16 protein-coding genes and 1 pseudogene are annotated in these 17,305 nt (G+C 46.2%); 16 read left to right on the forward strand and 1 reads right to left on the reverse strand.

The window, feature by feature from the left end; translation table 11 throughout:
- The first annotated feature begins 152 nt into the window (after window positions 1-152).
- From AR543_RS08175 to AR543_RS08235, 13 genes and pseudogenes are all read left to right on the forward strand, one after another.
- Window positions 153-560 carry a phage tail tube protein gene (locus tag AR543_RS08175; RefSeq protein ID WP_060533410.1) on the forward strand — a complete coding sequence of 136 codons (408 nt, stop codon included), beginning with the start codon at window positions 153-155 and terminating at the stop codon, window positions 558-560.
- 226 nt (window positions 561-786) lie between these two features.
- The gene (locus AR543_RS08180; RefSeq protein WP_060533412.1) at window positions 787-1,221 is read left to right on the forward strand and encodes a phage tail assembly chaperone; all 435 of its coding nucleotides are present in this window, start codon (window positions 787-789) and stop codon (window positions 1,219-1,221) included.
- A 187-nt stretch (window positions 1,222-1,408) separates the two neighbouring features.
- The gene (locus AR543_RS08185) at window positions 1,409-2,950 is read left to right on the forward strand and encodes a hypothetical protein (RefSeq protein ID WP_060533414.1); all 1,542 of its coding nucleotides are present in this window, start codon (window positions 1,409-1,411) and stop codon (window positions 2,948-2,950) included.
- A gap of 42 nt (window positions 2,951-2,992) precedes the next feature.
- Entirely contained in the window at window positions 2,993-3,637 is a 645-nt protein-coding gene (locus AR543_RS08190; RefSeq protein WP_060533416.1) for a LysM peptidoglycan-binding domain-containing protein, read from the forward strand.
- Complete coding sequence (locus AR543_RS08195; protein ID WP_060533418.1) at window positions 3,634-4,617, forward strand: XkdQ/YqbQ family protein; 984 nt, start codon at window positions 3,634-3,636, stop codon at window positions 4,615-4,617. Before AR543_RS08190 ends, AR543_RS08195 begins: the two co-directional genes overlap by 4 nt.
- A gap of 31 nt (window positions 4,618-4,648) precedes the next feature.
- Window positions 4,649-5,020 (forward strand): hypothetical protein, encoded by a 372-nt coding sequence (locus AR543_RS08200; protein WP_060536697.1) that lies wholly within the window; start codon window positions 4,649-4,651, stop codon window positions 5,018-5,020.
- Window positions 5,013-5,471 (forward strand): DUF2634 domain-containing protein, encoded by a 459-nt coding sequence (locus AR543_RS08205; RefSeq protein WP_060533421.1) that lies wholly within the window; start codon window positions 5,013-5,015, stop codon window positions 5,469-5,471. The genes AR543_RS08200 and AR543_RS08205 overlap by 8 nt, the downstream gene beginning before the upstream one ends.
- A gap of 1 nt (window position 5,472) precedes the next feature.
- On the forward strand, window positions 5,473-6,612 hold the full coding sequence (locus AR543_RS08210) for a baseplate J/gp47 family protein (RefSeq protein WP_060533423.1): 1,140 nt from the start codon (window positions 5,473-5,475) through the stop codon (window positions 6,610-6,612).
- Window positions 6,605-7,288 (forward strand): putative phage tail protein, encoded by a 684-nt coding sequence (locus AR543_RS08215; RefSeq protein ID WP_227871861.1) that lies wholly within the window; start codon window positions 6,605-6,607, stop codon window positions 7,286-7,288. The genes AR543_RS08210 and AR543_RS08215 overlap by 8 nt, the downstream gene beginning before the upstream one ends.
- On the forward strand, window positions 7,288-8,781 hold the full coding sequence (locus tag AR543_RS08220) for a hypothetical protein (RefSeq protein ID WP_060533425.1): 1,494 nt from the start codon (window positions 7,288-7,290) through the stop codon (window positions 8,779-8,781). The genes AR543_RS08215 and AR543_RS08220 overlap by 1 nt, the downstream gene beginning before the upstream one ends.
- Before the next feature lie 58 nt (window positions 8,782-8,839).
- Window positions 8,840-9,238 (forward strand): annotated as a pseudogene (locus tag AR543_RS08225) (phage holin family protein); the annotation flags it as partial.
- A 133-nt stretch (window positions 9,239-9,371) separates the two neighbouring features.
- A complete protein-coding gene (locus AR543_RS08230) occupies window positions 9,372-10,331 on the forward strand; it encodes a glycoside hydrolase family 25 protein (protein ID WP_060533428.1) in 960 nt (319 codons plus the stop codon).
- Between the two features lie 23 nt (window positions 10,332-10,354).
- Window positions 10,355-10,633, forward strand: a complete 279-nt coding sequence (locus tag AR543_RS08235; RefSeq protein ID WP_060533429.1) for a holin — start codon at window positions 10,355-10,357, stop codon at window positions 10,631-10,633.
- 320 nt (window positions 10,634-10,953) lie between these two features.
- On the opposite strand, the gene AR543_RS08245 is transcribed toward AR543_RS08235, so the two are convergent.
- Window positions 10,954-12,849 carry a 5'-nucleotidase C-terminal domain-containing protein gene (locus AR543_RS08245; protein WP_060533431.1) on the reverse strand — a complete coding sequence of 632 codons (1,896 nt, stop codon included), beginning with the start codon at window positions 12,847-12,849 and terminating at the stop codon, window positions 10,954-10,956.
- A 459-nt stretch (window positions 12,850-13,308) separates the two neighbouring features.
- Here AR543_RS08245 and AR543_RS08250 point away from each other — a divergent pair, with 459 nt between their 5' ends.
- The 3 genes from AR543_RS08250 (at window position 13,309) to nikC (ending at window position 17,008) form a co-directional block, all read left to right on the forward strand.
- Window positions 13,309-14,949 (forward strand): ABC transporter substrate-binding protein, encoded by a 1,641-nt coding sequence (locus tag AR543_RS08250; RefSeq protein ID WP_060533433.1) that lies wholly within the window; start codon window positions 13,309-13,311, stop codon window positions 14,947-14,949.
- 146 nt (window positions 14,950-15,095) lie between these two features.
- Complete coding sequence (locus AR543_RS08255) at window positions 15,096-16,100, forward strand: ABC transporter permease (RefSeq protein ID WP_060533435.1); 1,005 nt, start codon at window positions 15,096-15,098, stop codon at window positions 16,098-16,100.
- A gap of 11 nt (window positions 16,101-16,111) precedes the next feature.
- Complete coding sequence (gene nikC, locus AR543_RS08260; RefSeq protein WP_060533437.1) at window positions 16,112-17,008, forward strand: nickel transporter permease; 897 nt, start codon at window positions 16,112-16,114, stop codon at window positions 17,006-17,008.
- Window positions 17,009-17,305 lie beyond the last annotated feature (297 nt).

Raw genomic sequence — 17,305 nt, forward strand, 5'->3', positions numbered from 1 at the left:
AAAGACCGAAAAGTAAAGATCAAGATCAGAACTTCGAAGGAGAAGTTTTTCTTATCGTAAATGCCTGATTGGCTATATACACCGGGGTCTGCGGATAACTGCAGGCTCTTTTATTTTGCCCCTACTATAACTATTCCCAAGGAGGAAACACTATGTTAGACGCTTCAAGAGTAATTCTCGGTACACACGGACAACTGCACATCGACGGAGTATGGCAGACCCATATCAACAAGCTGGAAGCCAGCGTGGAAATCGAAAAACGCGAGCTGAATCTGGTCGGTAACGACTGGAAAGTACACAAAAACGGTGCCAAAAAAGGTACCGGCACCATGACCGGCTACAAAGTGACTTCCGATATGATCCAGCGCGGTTTCCAGAAATTCGATATCATCTCCAAACTGGATGATCCCGAGTCCTACGGACATGAACGTGTTCGCCTGATCCGCTGCATGGCCGACAAGATTCAGCTGGCTAACTGGACAGCCGGTGAAGAAGTTCCAGAGGAAACAACGTTTACATTTGAAGGCTATGAACTGCTCGATCCGATCGTAGCGAACTAAGTCTTGACCTGGAAGCAGGCAAGCTGCAGTAAAGATTGATTGTTGTCGATGCCGATTAGCAGGATGATGTGCTGCTTACAGGCGTAATGTGATACAGGTAAAAATGGAACAGGGAAAGAAAAGGATGCGGTAAATGGAGAAAATTGAATTTACCGCATTTGCTTTTTCTGTATATTGGCGGATCTCTATGTATTATTAAAACAATTATTTCAGGAGGAATTTACCTATGAGCTTGAATGAGAATCTATCCGAAGAACAAATTTTGGACAGTCTGTTTGAAGCGGCGGACAAGCTGCCAGAAGAAACAGTACGTATCCAGCGTCTTGATCTGCTGATGACCCTGCGTGGTCTGACATCCAGCAAGGTGGACAGTATTCGCGAGCGTTGTACGGTACGTAAGACGACCAAAGGTCGTACCGAGGAAAAGGTGGATACCGAGACATTCAACGCGCTGCTGATCTCGGAAGCAACGGCCCAATTGGAAGTCAAAGGATTGCAGCTGAACGGTTGGGGTGATCCACGTATTACCAGCCGTTTGAAATTGTCCGGTGGAGAGCAGGCAGTACGTCGTATGCTTCTGGCTGGTGAGCTTGATGCAGTAGGCGACAAAGTATTGGAATTGTCCGGTTTTGGCGTGGAGCTTGAAGACCTAAAAAACTAATTCATTCCGGCGGAATCACGACGATGATGTATCACATGTGGGTACGCCATCATCTCCGGCCGGGAGAATTCTGGCGATTACCTAGAGGTGAACGTGCCTTGTTACTTGCTTTCATGGAGGAAGAATTAACAGCATTAGAAAAACAATAAAAATTGAGTGTTAATTGCACATCTTCGGAGGTGAACAAATGGCGAATATCACATCAATTTTGATAGGTATGGGTTCAAAAAAATTAAATAACTATTTAAATAGAAATACAAAAAAAAATAGCCTATCAAATAAAAAAAATCAATTATGGAATAAGAAGAATAAAAGTAAGGCTTATAATTATTTAAAAAAACTTAATGATGTAGCTTCAAAGTCTCATTCTTCTAAAATTTCACCAAGAATTTTAAAAAATAAAAAACATGTGCCAGAACCCTGGTATAAAAGGGCAACTGAAAGAGTAAAGAAAAGTATTGCTACTGGAGTAGATTCAATTAAATCGACATATAATTCTGGTAGTAAATGGGCGTCCAATAAAATGAATCAAGCTGAGGATTGGTCTATTAAAGCGTATCATACTGGATCTTCATGGCTTGGTTCAAACGCAATTAAGGCAAAAGATTGGTCTGTAGGTGCATATCATAATAGCGTAGCTCAAGTAAAAGGAACAGCAGGTAATATTTTTAATTCAGTTATTGGTTGGGGAAGTAATAAGTCCCAACAAGCAAGAAGTTGGATTGGAAAAACTGATACTAAAATACAAAAATGGACTAAGGAAAAACGCGATCAAGCAGCACAATTCGCAAAAACACAAGCACAAAACTTTGTAGGGTTCTGGCATGGTACATCTAAATGGATGGATCCTTCTCTTGATATAGCAGACATTGTGAAAAAAACTGTTGATTTTAAAGATGAAGCCATGAAAGGAATAAATGTTTACAAAAACTTCGATGTTGATCAAATACTACAATTTGAGATGTTCAAAGAGAATCTTTTAAAATTTACTGGAGCAACTAAATTAGCAGGCACTTCGACTATGAAAAAGATAGGGCAATTTTATGATGATACGATTACTAAGTTAGCTGGTAGTTCAGCGATAACCAAAATGAAAGGCTTATATAGTACCGGTTTAGATAAAGTAATTCAATTTTCAAATACACCAACTTTCAAAACAGCAATGAAAGTCGGTAAAAGAGTTTTAAACGTTATTGATTTAATCTCGCCTATTTATAAGATTTCACAAGCCAAAACGGGTAGAGAAGCAGTAGAAATTGGAGTAGAAGAATATTTACCAAAAATAGCTTCGTTAGGAGCTGGTTATCTTACAAGTCAACTTGGAGGAGCAATTATTGGTGGCACAGGACAATTTGAATTTGCACCCTTGTTACCAGTAGCATCCTTTGCAGCAGCAGAAGGAGCAGATCGTCTAACAAAAAAAGCATTAAAGACTTATGATGTACCTAAAAAAATTGGTAATTGGATTTTTGGTGAAGAGAAAAAAGCTACTTCTACAACTACAGGTAAAAATATTTCTCCTAATAAAGTACCGAGTTTAAATCATAGTTCTAAAAACAAAACGAGATCTAAATCTAATCCTATATTTATAAATATGCCATCAGGTGCTGTTCAGATTTCTAATTCTCAAAATAGTTTTGACTATGCAGTAATCGCAACAGAAGTAGGTCAGCAAATTGCTGAACATTTTAGAAGAGCATTAGAAAATAAAAAAAGCGTTCATGCTTGATATTATTTTACGTTCTGTATTTAGCAAGAAAGGAGGAACACCATGGATATTTACCTGATCGACGGGACACGAAACTTTTTTCATTTCCCGGTTAATCCCGAGGAAATCAGTATTTCTCGTTCCAAAGGCTATGAGACGATCAATATGCTGGAGTACGGTGAGTTTGATTTCACTATAGGTGACAAAATCAAAGAAATCAGCTTTTCATCCTTTTTTCCAAAAGATTACGATCCGTCCTACTGCCGGTACAGCAATCTGCCTGCACCACAGGCTGCAACGAACCAATTGAACCATTTTCTCGTATCAAAACGCCCGGCCCAGCTGATCATTACTGGAACTGGCGTGAATGTCCCTGTGTATCTTATCACCTATAACACCAATTTCCGTGGCGGGGAGCCAGGTGATATCTCGTTTGATCTTACTTTCCGGACCTGGCGAGATGCCAAAGTGAAGCAGCAAAAAACAACTGCCAAAGGCAAAGCAAACAGCAAATCCGGTTCACGAACCGATCTCAAGCAGAATGGCAAGACCTACACTGTCAAATCTGGAGATTCCCTTTTCAAAATCGCCAAGCTGCAGCTGGGTGACAGCGCCAAATGGAATGCGATCTACAAGCTGAACACCAAAACTATCGGCAACAACCCGAATAATATCCGGCCCGGACAAAAGCTGGTGATGCCGTCATGAGTTACAAAGTTATCGTTAAGGATAAATATGATATCACGCCCCTTATTGAAACGATCAGCATGCGCGATTCGCTGGATCAGATTGCGTGCCAGGCGAGTATTCGCGTAGCCGTTCCATCCGGCTCCGGCTTGCCGTCACTTGCTCCGGGTATGGATATACGAATTAGCGGCATTCCTTTTGGAGATAAAAGTTTTCATCCACTGCTGCATCCCGGCGTCATCTGGGAGATTGAAAGCACAAACAGCGGTACCAAGCGGCTGAATATGACAGTTTACGACCGAATGATCTATCTGGAAAAATCCGAAGACGAGTATCTGCTGCCCAAAGATCAGACAGCGAGCCAGCGTATTCGCAAATACGCGAAGGACTGGAATATTACACTCGGTACGATTCCCGAGACAAAATCCAAGCTGGGCAAAGCGGTCTACCGGGCACAGACCATCTTTTCCATGATCTTTGCCGATCTCAAGGAAACAGCCAAATCAGACGGGCCCATGTTCCATCCGCGTATGACCAGCCGCGGACTGGAACTATTTGAGCTGGGCAGCAACAGCAATGTGATTCAGCTGGATCGGCTGATCGACATGACCCAGATGCGTACCCTGGAAGGTGCAGTCACCAAAATCCGGGTACTGGCTGCTTCCGAATCGTCAGATGGCAAGGAAGTACCTTCCAAAGCATTGGCTGTAGAAGAAAAAGGAACCAAAGAACTGGGAACCCTGCAAAAGTTGATGACCGATGACCAGATCAAAACAGCCGATGCCGCGAAAAAATATGCCAAAAACTATCTGACCGGTATCCAGCAGACCTTTACGGTGACCGCGCCAGATATTAACACAATTCGGGCAGGCGATGCGGTAATGGTCAGCGGCATGAAGCTGATCGTCATGACAGCCAGCCACGATCTGGGCAACCCCGGTACGATGACGCTGGAGCTGGCGACTGCGGATTACGTGAGAAGGAGGTATTATCTTGAGTAAAAAAGATCCATATGGACATTTTGCCGATGTAATGCGGTCGACCATGTCGAAGCATACCCAGCAGGCAATCAGCGGATTGGGTGCGGTGCTAGGTACAATGACGGCTTCGGGTGTCAAGCTGGATGATTTTAAGCATGAAATTCAGGATTATATGATTGCGGAGCTGCCGGGTATGCTGGAAATGCCGCAACGTATCTATACCGGCAGTGTACATCCACAGGGTCAGGGACAGTTTCATGGCAGCAGTACAATCAGCGATTATGCCTTTGATCTTTCGGAGGTAGAGGAAAGCGTGCTGCATCTGAATAAAGGGCTGAAGCCCGGTGACCGTGTGCTCGCGCTGCGTGTGAACAGCGGCAACGACGTAGTAATTGTATGCAAGGTGGTGAGTGCCAATGGCTAATCTGTTCCCGGACACCGACGATTTTATCTGGGGAGATGAACAGACGGCAGCAGACGCGGATAGTACAGAGGTAATCTTCGGACGCAGCTGGCGGTATGACTATGACGCCGGTGATTTTGTCATGACACCGAGCGGCCGGGTAGCAGTCGCCGATGAAAAGGAAGCCTGGGTGCAGTGGTGTCACAAAGCGATTTTGACTCCACGTTACCGTCACGTTATTTATTCGCGGGATTATGGCAGCGAGTTGGAAGAACTGATCGGCTCTGCACTCGGCCGGGCTGTGATGGAAAGTGAGATTACACGGATGGTCAGCGAAGCGCTGCTGATGGATGAACGAACAGCCAGCGTCGACCAGTTTACCTTTACCTGGTCGGAAGATCACTGCATGATGAGCTGCCGAATAACGAATGTACAGGATGATACCGAAATTTTGGAAAGTGAGGTGATCTGAATTGGCAGATTTCCCTTATTACCTGGAAAAACAGACAGAAGAGAATATTATGCAGCGTATGCTGGACAGAGTGCCTTCGGATATCGACAAATCGGAAGGCTCTTTTATTTGGGATGCAGAAGCACCGGTCGCTTTTATGCTGTCGGAAGCAGCAATCTGGGCGCAGGAACTGCTGCGCCGTGGATTCGCCAGTACAGCAGCCAGCAGTGATGAGAATTTCCGCTCGGAAGAGCTGGATCTGCGGGCAGCCGAGCATGGCGTAACCCGGCGCGGCGCTGTGCAGGCGATCGGCAAGGTGACTTTTACCGGTGAGCCTGGCAAAAGTATTCCCGGCGGTACAGTCATTGCTACACCGGCAGATGATGTATCCGGCGAGGCTTCACTGGAATACGAGACCACTACATCGGTCATACTGGATACGACCGGCAAAGCGGAAGCACCGATCCGCGCACTTGTCGCTGGCAGAGCCAGTAATGTACCTGCTGGCACCATTACTATTTTATCGACTTCCATTAGCGGGATTACGAGGGTGACGAACTCTTCAGCCGTAACAGGAGGCTCGAATATCGAGAGCGATTCTTCTCTGCTGGAGCGATTTTATGCAAGAGTCCGCAACCAGGGTACGAGTGGCAACAAAGCACAGTATATGCAGTGGGCAGGCGAGATTGCTGGTGTAGGTGCCAGCCGCGTCGTGCCGCTCTGGAAAGGACCTGGTACAGTAGGCCTCTATCTGCTGGATGCAGACAAGCGTGCAGCGAATAGTGATATTGTGACAGCGGTACAGAAATATATTGATCCGACGCAGGATGGACAAGGTGAAGGAACTGCCCCGGCTGGACCGGTTATTACCGTAATGGCTGCCGAAGAAGTGCCGGTGAACATCAGTGTTCAATTGACACTTGCGAGTGATGCTTCATTGGAGCAGGTGCGAGCGCTTATTCAGAAAGGGGTAACTGCCTATCTCAAGCAACTGGCCTTTAACGATTCGCTGGTGCGCTATACCCGTATCGCTGCGATTCTGCTCGATATCCCGCCGATCATCGACTATAGCCATTTAACCGTTAACGGAACCAGCGACAAAAACATCGAAATCGGCGCCAGTCAGGTGGCTGTGCTGGGGACGGTGACGGTCAATGGATAAGCAAATGCTATCGCTACAGGAGCAGCAAGGAAGTGATTGGGATAGAGCAACAAATCATTCCATACTTCGTTCCATAGCTGCAGTAGCTGACAACCGGGAGCTGCTTGCAAGTGGTAATCGATTCGTGAGTGCCAAAGGAGCCGAACTGTTCTCCTATCTGCCTGCCTACTATGAGACTTCGCGTATCATGCACGCCGATATGGAAACAAAAGGTATTGAAATGGATGCATTATACCATGCACTGGAAGAAACGTTCCAGCAATTTTTCGTCTGTACAGCCACCTGGGGAATCGGTTACTGGGAAAATGAGCTGGGTATTGTCAGCGATGCGACCAAGCCTTTGGAGCAGCGCCGTGCTGTTGTGGAATCCAAGCTGCGCGGCGGCGGCAAGTTCTCCGGAGCGCTCGTCAAAAATGTGGCAGAAGCCTATGATGGCGGGACAGTTAAGGTAACGTTTCAGCCGGAACGATGGAATTTTACAATTCAATTCGTCGATACCCACGGTATTCCGCCCAATCTGGATGATCTGAAAGCAGCGATCGAAGAGATCAAGCCGGCTCATTTGTCGATAGAATACAAATTCAGCTATTTGCTGATTCGCGAAATTCATGAAATAAAAACTTTAACGGAAATGGAAGCAATCCCATTATCCAAATTCGCAGGAGGTGCAGTGTAATGGCAAGTAACACGCCAAATTTGAATTTGCTCAAGAAAGATCCGGCTGTAGATGGCAATGATACGTTTAATATCAAAACGATGCTGAATGACAACTGGGATAAAATTGATAGTGCAATGGGAGATATTCCCGATCAAGTTGCAGATCTGGCAAAAACGGCTGTTACGTACAAAGAATGGCCTGCAGGAGTAAACAGTATCAATGGTCTGGTAGATATTGGAGTATACTATGTACCGGATTTATCCAAATATACGAATATTCCAAATCATCCTGCAGGGGGTACAAATGCAGCATGGGCTGGCGCAAATGCCATCATTAATGTATATAATGTACAGCCTCCATATGTAGGACCAGCTGCTCTGCGGGTTGTAGAACTATATATCACACTTGGTACAGCACAGTACTTTTATCGTCGTAATACAAAGCTTTCTACTTCTGGCAGCCAGACTACAATTACTCATGGTTCTTGGGAGAGAGTTATTACAACTGCTACTGGTCGATTGCAGCTTGATGATGTAAGTGGCTCTATTCCGCTGGCTATAGGTGCTGGTTCAGTTCGTACACGTTGGGGGTTTCATGTGGATGCTGGAGGTTCAATGCATATTGCCCCATCTACAGCAACAGGTGGAACGGACTCTTTTAATTTTGATAAAGGAATAGCTATTAATTCCACGACTGGCATGGTTACGGTCGAAACAAGTCTACGAGTAAATAACGGGCGATTAAATGTTTATAATAATCGTAACTCTGCTGCACAGTATGAGCCCTCGGGAGAATGGGCTGGACGAATTATTAACTTTGCCGATGCTTCAAATGAACACGGTCTGGTCGTAGGTAACCGCTGGGGAGCGAATGAGTCTACTGTATTCCTGGCAGGTGCATCTGGTATCGGTTCAAGCTTCAAGGAATTTTTCCGTATTTCGGGTATCGGTAAAATATATATGCGAGATACCAGTGATCAAACAATTGATCTTGCTGCTACTCTTGCAGATTTAAAGCAATCTGGCGTTAATTTTAAGAATTCGCTGGTTGCCCAGCTTAACGCCAAGAATATCAGTGTGGCAACCAGTGAAGAAATGTCGACATTAATAAATAGAATATCAGAGATTAAAGCTCGGACAGTAAGTGGACAAGTTCCTCGAACTAATGATGCAATGGGTACTGGTCAAGATGGTTCTCCTATGTATCAATTTGAATCTACTCTTACAACTAAAGACTTCTCATTTAATCTAAGTGGTATTAATTTCTTCCCGGAATATCTAGCTGTACGTCTAAATGAGATTAATGGATTTTACCGTAATCAACCTAGCAGCTCAATACCCTTAACGAATGGCGTAGTACGAAGTGATGCTGCGCATGTACCTGTTAAGGATATAACGTTTCAGATCTTATCTAGAGGTAATGGAAGCTTTGTATTACGTGTTACAAATACGTCAAGTACTTATTCGACGCTGAGATTTACTGTAGCAAGCTTTAGTGCTGTAGGGATTTAACTATTATTTCATCGATAATTAATAAAAGTTTAAACAACAGAGAAAGGAGAAGAAGGGGATGGGGGAGCCGTGGCCGCAAATCATCAAGGTAGTTTCGACAGCGTATGGGGCTGCTGTGGGCTACCTGTTTGGGGGTTGGGATGTGTTGATTAACTTATTATTGGTACTTGTCATTGTAGACTGGTTCTCCGGGTGGGCGGCTGCCTGGATGAGAGGCGAGTTGAAAAGCAGGGTGGGCTTTAAAGGCATCATCCGTAAAGTCGCTATTTTCGTAGTGGTATCTATAGCTCACTTCATCGATCAGGCGCTTGGAAGTCTGCATTACTTCCAGGATGCCGTGATCTTTTTTTATCTGGCGAATGAATTGCTCTCGGTCATTGAGAATGCCGGTAAAATGGGGCTGCCAATGCCGAATATTCTTCGCAACGCCGTGCATATTTTTGAATCGAAAAATACACCGCCGGAAAATCCGATGCTGATCGACGAAGCCCAGCCGGAAGCCGTAAAGGAAATTAAGGAAACCAAAGAAAATCAGGAACAGCAGGAAAATCACGAACGGCAGATTGATCATCCAAAGGAGGATGCCGGAGATGCAGGCGAGAAGCACGCGTAATGCCCAGGGTATCGACGTATCCCATTGGCAGGGAACGATCAACTGGAAGCAGGTTCAGGCAGCCGGCAAACAGTTTGTTTTTGTCAAAGCCAGTGAAGGTACAAGCTACCGGGATGACCGGTTTGTATCCAATATTCAGGGCGCCCGCGCAGCAGGAATGCTGGTGGGCGCTTATCATTTTCTGAACGCGCAAAATACAGCCGCTGCCAGACAAGAAGCAGCTCATTTTATCGATTGTCTGAAAAGGATAGGCGGAGCCGGCAGTCTGGATCTGCCACCTGTTATGGACTATGAGGATAACCCCGGCAAGCTTGGCAAGAGCCAGGTCAACGCTGTGGCACTCGCTTTTTTGCAGGAGGTGGAGCGTCTGAGTGGTCGCCGTCCCATTGTTTATACAGGGAATGCTTTTGCGGCGCAGTTTGATCGCCGTCTCAGCGAATATGATCTGTGGATTGCCCGTTACAGCGGCACTCGTGTACCAGATGATTGCTCCGCCTGGCAGAAGTGGGATTTCTGGCAGTACACCGATACCGGTCAGGTTCCGGGGATTCAGGGCGGCGTCGATCTGAATGAATACCACGGTACAATCAGTGAACTGCAGACCCGATATGCAAAGAATCATAACAATGATGAGGGAGATGAAGAGCCAATGACTGCAGAGGAAAAGAAAGCTTTTGCCGCACTGGAAGCCACCGTAAAGGCGCAAAGCGACCGGATCGCATCGCTGACCGATAGCCGGGATATGCTGAAATCCAGCGTTAGCAAAATGGATAGCCGTGTTCAGCAGATGGAACAGAGCCGTAGCATGAAGATTCCGGAATGGGCGCAAGAAGCGGTCAGCAAAGCGGTAACAGCAGGTATTGTCGATGATCCGGAGGGCGGAAGCTATGACTTTTACCGACTGATTACTGTACTGCATCGCAAGGGATTGATTTAAAATTCGGAAGGAGAAGGGTCAATATGGACATGTTTAATGATGTACTAACATTTGCCTCTACGCTGGCTGTAATTATTTTGGCACTGGTTCAGATGGTCAAAACAGCCATTAATATCCCAAAAAATCTGGTACCGGTGTTGGGAATGGTTATCGGTCTGCTGATTGGTGCCGCAGCATATCCATTTACCGAGCTGGATCTGGTTGCTCGTCTGTGGGCAGGCAGTCTGGGTGGCTTGTCGGCGACAGGACTGTTCGAACTGGCGTTCAATCCGAAAAATGGAACGACTAGAGAAAATCGCTAACAGATAGGTATACTCAATGTATTTAAAATAGAAAGTATTTAACAGTACACTTGAGAAGTAGAAGAAGTAGAAGAAGTAGAAGAAGTAGAAGAAGTAGAAGAAGTAGAAGAAGTAGAAGAAGCAGAAGAAGCAGAAGTATCATCTTTAAATCGCTCATCAAGCAGATTGTAATATGCAGAAAGGACCTGGCTTCATATGCCAGGTCCTTTTTTGCTTGTTTACAGATTATGTGATTGCAATTCATCTTGTATCGGTATCATACATATTTAATAACCTGCATCACATGTCATATGATTGGATGCTATAAGCTGAACTACAGATTACGAAGCATCCGGCAGTTCCAGTTTTTGTCCTGGATAGATCCAGTGAGCATTGGTCAGGTCGTTGGCATCCCGCAGTTCCTGCCAGGTTGTTCCATGCTTTTTGGCGATAGAGTACAAGGTATCGCCATTTTTTACTACATAGACGTCAGAGTCAGCCTGTGCAGCAGGAGCTGATGGTTTGGCCGGAGCCGGTTTGGTAGCTGCTGCTGGCTTGCCAGGTGCTGGTTTCGCCGGAGTCACAGGCTTGGCTGGAGCTGCCGGTTTGGTCGCAGCAGGTTTGTCAGCAGGAGCAGGTGCTGGCTTGGTGGCATTGCCTGGTGTCGGCGCTGCCGTAATGCGTTTCTCGGATGTCGTCATATTGACACTGCCCAGAGACTGCATATGCTGGATCAGTGCTTCATCCAGTGTTCCGTAGGTTCCGGTCTGCTGCTTGCCGAGGAACATTTTATATTCGTCGCCGCCAGCTACGAGGAAATCATTTGTAGCGACATTATACGTTTTGTTCAGATCCAGTGGTGCTCCGGCTACCGTAACAGAGTGGACACGGCTGCCTGCCGGTTTGGCAGGATCGATTTTGTACGTAATTCCGGATACATGGGCAAAAGCACCTTTGGCTGTTGGATAGTCGGTTGCTCCATTTTCCAGAGCTGCCAGAATATCCGCACCTGTCACATCAATCGAAATGACCAGGTTACCAAATGGCAGAACCGTAACCACATCGCCTTTGGTTACCGATCCGGCATCGATCGAAGCACGGATACCGCCACCATTGGTAATTGCTGCATCTGCACCGGATACAGAGCGCATCGCGTCTGTGATCAGATCACCCAGATTGGTCTCGCCTGCGCGTACTTTTTCACGGGAGCCGTCCAGTAGGACAGAGGACTTGGCTACTTCTTCGTTCAGAATCGGTTCCTGGGAAGACTGAATAGAAGTGATCAGGCTGGCAACTTCCGGATCGGGAGTTACATTTGCCGCTGCTTTTTCATCGACTGTGTAGGCTTCTTTTTTGGTTACATCGCCTTTATCGACCCATAGATCAACCACGCCCAGGTGTTCACCGTACTCACCGGTGCTGGCGATCAGGGTACCATTTTCCAGCTGACCGTTTTCCAGCAGGGTATGACTGTGACCATCAATAAATACATCGATACCCGGTACAGCATTTACGATATCGATACTGGTCTGTTCAGTGGATTGATCCATACCGATATGACCCATAGCTACGATAACATCCACTGTGCCCTGCAGCTCGGCTACCATTTTACGGGCAGCTTCCGTAGGATCGGTAAAGCTGACATTGGTTACATTGTTGGGATTGGTCTTATAAGCGGTCTCCGGTGTAGTCAGACCGAAGAATCCGATTTTTACACCGTTTACTTCACGGATAATATAAGGCTCGAAAGGAGCTGCTCCGGTATCCTTTTGTGTAAGGTTGGCGGAGATGAACGGGAAGTTGGCCATTTTGGACAGTTCCAGCAGGCGCTCGTAGCCATAGTCGAATTCGTGGTTACCCGGTGTCAACGCTGCAAAGTTCATTTCGTTCATGACCTTGATAATACTCTCGCCGCGAACAAGAGTAGCAAATGAGGTACCGTGTACAGCATCTCCGTCATCGACCAGCAGTGTGTTGGGATTCGCTTCCCGGTACAAATCGGCAAGCCCGGCGATTTTGGCGAGTCCCATCGATGGGGATTCTTCCAGGGCATGAGCATGAACGTCATTCGTATGTAAGAGAGTAATATGCGTGCCTGTTCCCGCATCCTGTTCGGTCTGCTGCTTGATTCCCTCTACTGTAAGAGCAGTTGGAGCAGCAGCATGTACTAGACCAGACATGTTCAGAGTGAACATTGCTGACACAGCCAGGCTGAAAATCATTTTTTTTGTTACCATAAGTATTAAAAGCCTCCCCTTTTGCTTAATATCACCTCATTCTAGCAGTTTTTTATTAAAAGTGTTACTACCTTTGATGAGTTTATTTGTTAAAAAAATAATAAATTAACACATTTATGAAAATAAATACATAATAAATCCCAAGATAATGTTTCTTTATAAATAAAACAAAAAATAAATGATCTAGTTCTCGATATGTAAACGGATACATAGATGATTTCAATACTTATTATGCTGTAAAATAGCGAATGTGTATCGAAAACTGTCGTTTGATGTTAGTTATTAAAATGAAAATCATAAAATATGTAAAAATTCATTGCCAAACACGACATCATAATGTAAATTAAATTCATCCTGTGGTCAATTCCAATTTCTTCTATCTGTAATAGTATACATATAGAGAACAAGCTGCGGAATAGAAATAGGGTTGATCATGATTCGCCATTCAGAAGGGAGCTAATGCTTGTGAGAAAAAGTTGGACAATAATGATTACGCTGGTTTTATCGTTTGTACTGATCCTGTCGGGCTGCAGTGGTGGCAATGATTCGGCTGCACCGGCCGCTTCCGAGTCTGGTGGAGAAGCTGCTGGCGGTGGAAAACTGATTGTAGGACGCGGCGGCGATTCGGCTGCACTGGATCCATCGATTGTAACAGATGGAGAGTCGCTTAAAATTGCCCAGCAGGTATTCGATCCTTTGCTTGCGTACAAATCAGGCACAACTGAAGTGGAACCTGCCCTCGCGGAGAGCTGGACCATTTCCGATGACGGTCTGACGTATACCTTCAAGCTGCGCCAGGGTGTGAAGTTCCATGATGGCACTGATTTTAATGCGGATGCCGTTGTGTTTAACTTTAACCGCTGGAGTGATCCGAAAAGCGAATTCAAGTTCGAAGGCGATTCCTTTGACTATTACGATTCCATGTTCGGTCCTGAAGAAGCGCGCGTAATCAAAAGCGTAAAAGCAGTAGATGAATCTACTGTCGAATTCACATTGAACCAACCTCAAGCTCCTTTCCTGCAAAATCTGGCTATGCCTCCATTCTCTATTGCCAGTCCTACCGCTATTGAAAAAGAAAAAGAAAACTTCAAATCGAATCCTGTAGGTACCGGTCCGTTTGTGTTCAAGGAATGGAAACGCAGTGACTCGATTACACTCGATAAAAATCCGAATTACTGGCAGCAGGGTCTGCCGAAGGTGGACCAGGTCATTGTCCGTTCGATTCCGGATAATACTGCCCGCTTCAATGCACTGCAAAACGGTGAGATTGACCTGATGGAAGATCTGAGCCCGGACGATCTGGCAACACTGGAAAGTAACCCGGATCTGCAGAAATTCAACCGCCCGCCTTTCAACGTAGCCTATCTGGGCTTCAACACAACCAAGAAACCATTTGACGATCCCAAAGTGCGTGTAGCACTGAACTATGCTGTAGATAAAAAAGGTATCATTGACGCTTTCTTTGCCGGCCAAGCAGAGCCTGCAGTTAACCCGATTCCACCAACTCTGTGGGGCTACAATAAAGAAATCCAAGATTATCCTTTTGATCTGGCCAAAGCGAAGCAGCTGCTGGCAGATGCCGGTTATCCGAACGGTATCGATCAGGAACTGACATTCTATGCTATGCCGGTATCCCGTCCATATATGCCGGATGGACGCAAAGTGGCAGAAGTTATTCAGGCCAGTTTTGCCCAAATCGGTGTAAAAGTATCGATTCAGTCCCCAGAGTGGGCTACCTATCTGGATGATCTAAGCAAAGGGGAAAAAGACGATCTGTTCATCATCGGCTGGACCGGTGATAATGGTGACCCGGATAACTTCTTCTATCCGCTGCTGGATAAAGACTCTATCGGAGGCAACAACTATAGCCAGTATGTCAGCGAACCGCTGCACAAAGTATTGGTACAGGCACAGCAGGAGACCGATCAGGATGCACGTGCCAAGCTGTATGAGCAGGCTCAGGTTATTGTTAAAAAAGACGCACCATGGGTACCGCTTGTACATTCTACGCCATTGCTGGCTGCAACATCCAAACTGAAAGGTTATACACCTTCGCCAACAGGTTCGGAGCCGTACGCAGACATTTATATCGAGCAGTAAACAACTAAAAAGAGCGGAAGAGCAGATTGAATTCCGTGCTTCCGCTCTTTTGTTTTATCGCATCAAGAGAGCTGGAATGACATGCTGCCCTATTGGCAGTCGTGTCATTTCACTATCCAAATGAACGTATGGCGGGTGATGAATGCGTGGGTTCCTATATTGCAAAACGTCTGCTCGTACTGATACCGGTACTGCTGGGCATGACACTGATTGTTTTTTCCATTATACATGCTATTCCCGGTGATCCGGCAGATACGATTCTGGGAGACAAGGCAACCGAGCAATCCAAACAGGCACTGCGTGAACAGCTCGGTCTGGATCGGCCCTGGCTGGAACAGTATTTCGCTTATCTCGGTGATCTGCTGACCGGTGATCTGGGTAACTCTATCCGTACCCGCGAGCCTATTACGCAGGAGATTGGCCCTTATCTTGCAGCCACGGTAGAACTGACGGTAGCGAGTATGCTGTTTGCGATTATTATTGGTGTAAATGCAGGAATTGTGAGTGCATGGAAGCGCAATTCCTGGTTTGACTACATTTGTATGCTGATTGCATTGGTCGGCGTATCGATGCCGATCTTCTGGCTGGGATTGATGGAGCAGTGGATATTTGCCAATGAGCTGCGCTGGTTACCTTCTATCGGCCGGATGAATCCACGTGATCCGATGGAGGCCATTACCGGGTTCTATGTATTTGATGCGATGATCTCGGGACAATGGTCACAGCTATGGATAGTTATGAAGCATTTGATTCTCCCATCGATTGCGCTTGGTACGATTCCGATGGCGGTTATCGCACGGATGACCCGTTCCAGTATGCTGGAAGTGATGCAGTCCGATTATATTCGCACGGCCAAAGCCAAAGGAATCTCCAAATTCCTGGTCATTTACAAGCATGGTCTGAAAAACGCCTTTATTCCCGTGCTGACGGTAATCGGTATTCAGACAGGTGCGCTGCTGGGTGGGGCTGTACTGACTGAGACGATTTTCGCCTGGCCGGGTGTGGGAAGATACATTTATGAAGCGATCAGTAACCGTGATTATCCAGTAATCCAATCGGGTATCCTGATCATTGCGGTCATGTTCGTTATTATTAATCTGCTGGTGGATCTGCTCTATGCATTGTTTGATCCGCGCATCCAGTACAAGTAAGAGGTGAGAAGATGACACAAGCATCACTGGATACGGGGTCGGGTACACAGCTCAAGGAAATTAAGTCAGGACCATGGCGGGATGGGATTCGCCTGTTCATGCGCAACAAAACAGCAGTAGTCGGACTGGTCATCGTTCTGTTTTTCGTCCTGCTGGCACTGCTGGCTCCACTGATTACGCCTTATGATTATACGGCTCAGGTGTTATCGGAGCGACTGCAGTCTCCATCGGCAGAGCACTGGTTTGGCACGGATGATCTGGGACGGGATATTTTCACCAGAACGATCTATGGAGCCAGAATCTCTCTCTGGGTGGGTCTGCTCTCGGTCGTGGGATCGATTATTATCGGTACACTGCTCGGTCTGCTGGCCGGTTTTTATGGCAAATGGGTAGACATGATCATTTCCCGTTTCTTCGATATTTTGCTCGCTTTCCCGGGGATTCTACTGGCGATTGCGATCGTGGCGATTCTGGGACCTTCTTTGCAAAATGCGCTGTATGCGATTGCGATTGTCAATATTCCTACCTACGGCCGATTGGTACGTGCTCGCGTACTTTCATTACGACAGGAAGAATTTATTACGGCAGCTCGTGCCATCGGAGTCAGGGATTCGCGGATTCTGCTGCGGCATATCCTGCCAAACAGTCTGACGCCGATTATTGTACAGGGTACACTTGGTGTGGCGACAGCTATTATTGAAGCCGCCGGTCTTGGATTCCTCGGCTTGGGTGCACAGCCACCTGATCCGGAATGGGGGAAAATGCTGTCGGATTCACGCCAATTTATCCAAACCGCGCCATGGACCGTTATTTTCCCGGGATTATGTATTCTGCTCACATCGCTCGGATTCAATCTGATGGGTGACGGTCTGCGCGATACCTTTGATCCCAAACTCAAAAATCGCTAATAGTCGGCTCGATTTAAACGTATACAATGAATCCGGATCTGATGATCCGGATTTTTTTCTTCTATATAATAAGGTGAATAATCGAAGTGATCCAGAGCGCTTGAGACATCCTGACTTTTATTAGATCGGGATACTGGGTCAAACACATCAGCGTTGCTGAAATAAAACACCAGCGCTACACAGTACAAAAGATATACTACACAAAAGTAATCCATCTCCAATCTACGAACCGAATGGGGAAATATACACGGAAACGGTTAAATAAAGCGTAAGCATCTATGACTCATCGATCCGTTC

This window comes from Paenibacillus bovis (assembly GCF_001421015.2).
In the GTDB taxonomy this organism is placed as follows: Bacteria; Bacillota; Bacilli; order Paenibacillales; family Paenibacillaceae; genus Saccharibacillus; species Saccharibacillus bovis.

Excerpts from the sequence above, each read along its gene's own strand:
- AR543_RS08175 (WP_060533410.1), top strand. The coding sequence starts at position 153 with ATGTTAGACGCTTCAAGAGTAATTCTCGGTACACACGGACAACTGCAC.
- AR543_RS08180 (WP_060533412.1), top strand. The coding sequence starts at position 787 with ATGAGCTTGAATGAGAATCTATCCGAAGAACAAATTTTGGACAGTCTG.
- AR543_RS08185 (WP_060533414.1), top strand. The coding sequence starts at position 1,409 with ATGGCGAATATCACATCAATTTTGATAGGTATGGGTTCAAAAAAATTA.
- AR543_RS08190 (WP_060533416.1), top strand. The coding sequence starts at position 2,993 with ATGGATATTTACCTGATCGACGGGACACGAAACTTTTTTCATTTCCCG.
- AR543_RS08195 (WP_060533418.1), top strand. The coding sequence starts at position 3,634 with ATGAGTTACAAAGTTATCGTTAAGGATAAATATGATATCACGCCCCTT.
- AR543_RS08200 (WP_060536697.1), top strand. The coding sequence starts at position 4,649 with ATGCGGTCGACCATGTCGAAGCATACCCAGCAGGCAATCAGCGGATTG.
- AR543_RS08205 (WP_060533421.1), top strand. The coding sequence starts at position 5,013 with ATGGCTAATCTGTTCCCGGACACCGACGATTTTATCTGGGGAGATGAA.
- AR543_RS08215 (WP_227871861.1), top strand. The coding sequence starts at position 6,605 with ATGGATAAGCAAATGCTATCGCTACAGGAGCAGCAAGGAAGTGATTGG.
- AR543_RS08220 (WP_060533425.1), top strand. The coding sequence starts at position 7,288 with ATGGCAAGTAACACGCCAAATTTGAATTTGCTCAAGAAAGATCCGGCT.
- AR543_RS08230 (WP_060533428.1), top strand. The coding sequence starts at position 9,372 with ATGCAGGCGAGAAGCACGCGTAATGCCCAGGGTATCGACGTATCCCAT.
- AR543_RS08235 (WP_060533429.1), top strand. The coding sequence starts at position 10,355 with ATGGACATGTTTAATGATGTACTAACATTTGCCTCTACGCTGGCTGTA.
- AR543_RS08245 (WP_060533431.1), bottom strand. The coding sequence starts at position 12,849 with ATGGTAACAAAAAAAATGATTTTCAGCCTGGCTGTGTCAGCAATGTTC.
- AR543_RS08250 (WP_060533433.1), top strand. The coding sequence starts at position 13,309 with ATGCTTGTGAGAAAAAGTTGGACAATAATGATTACGCTGGTTTTATCG.
- nikC (WP_060533437.1), top strand. The coding sequence starts at position 16,112 with ATGACACAAGCATCACTGGATACGGGGTCGGGTACACAGCTCAAGGAA.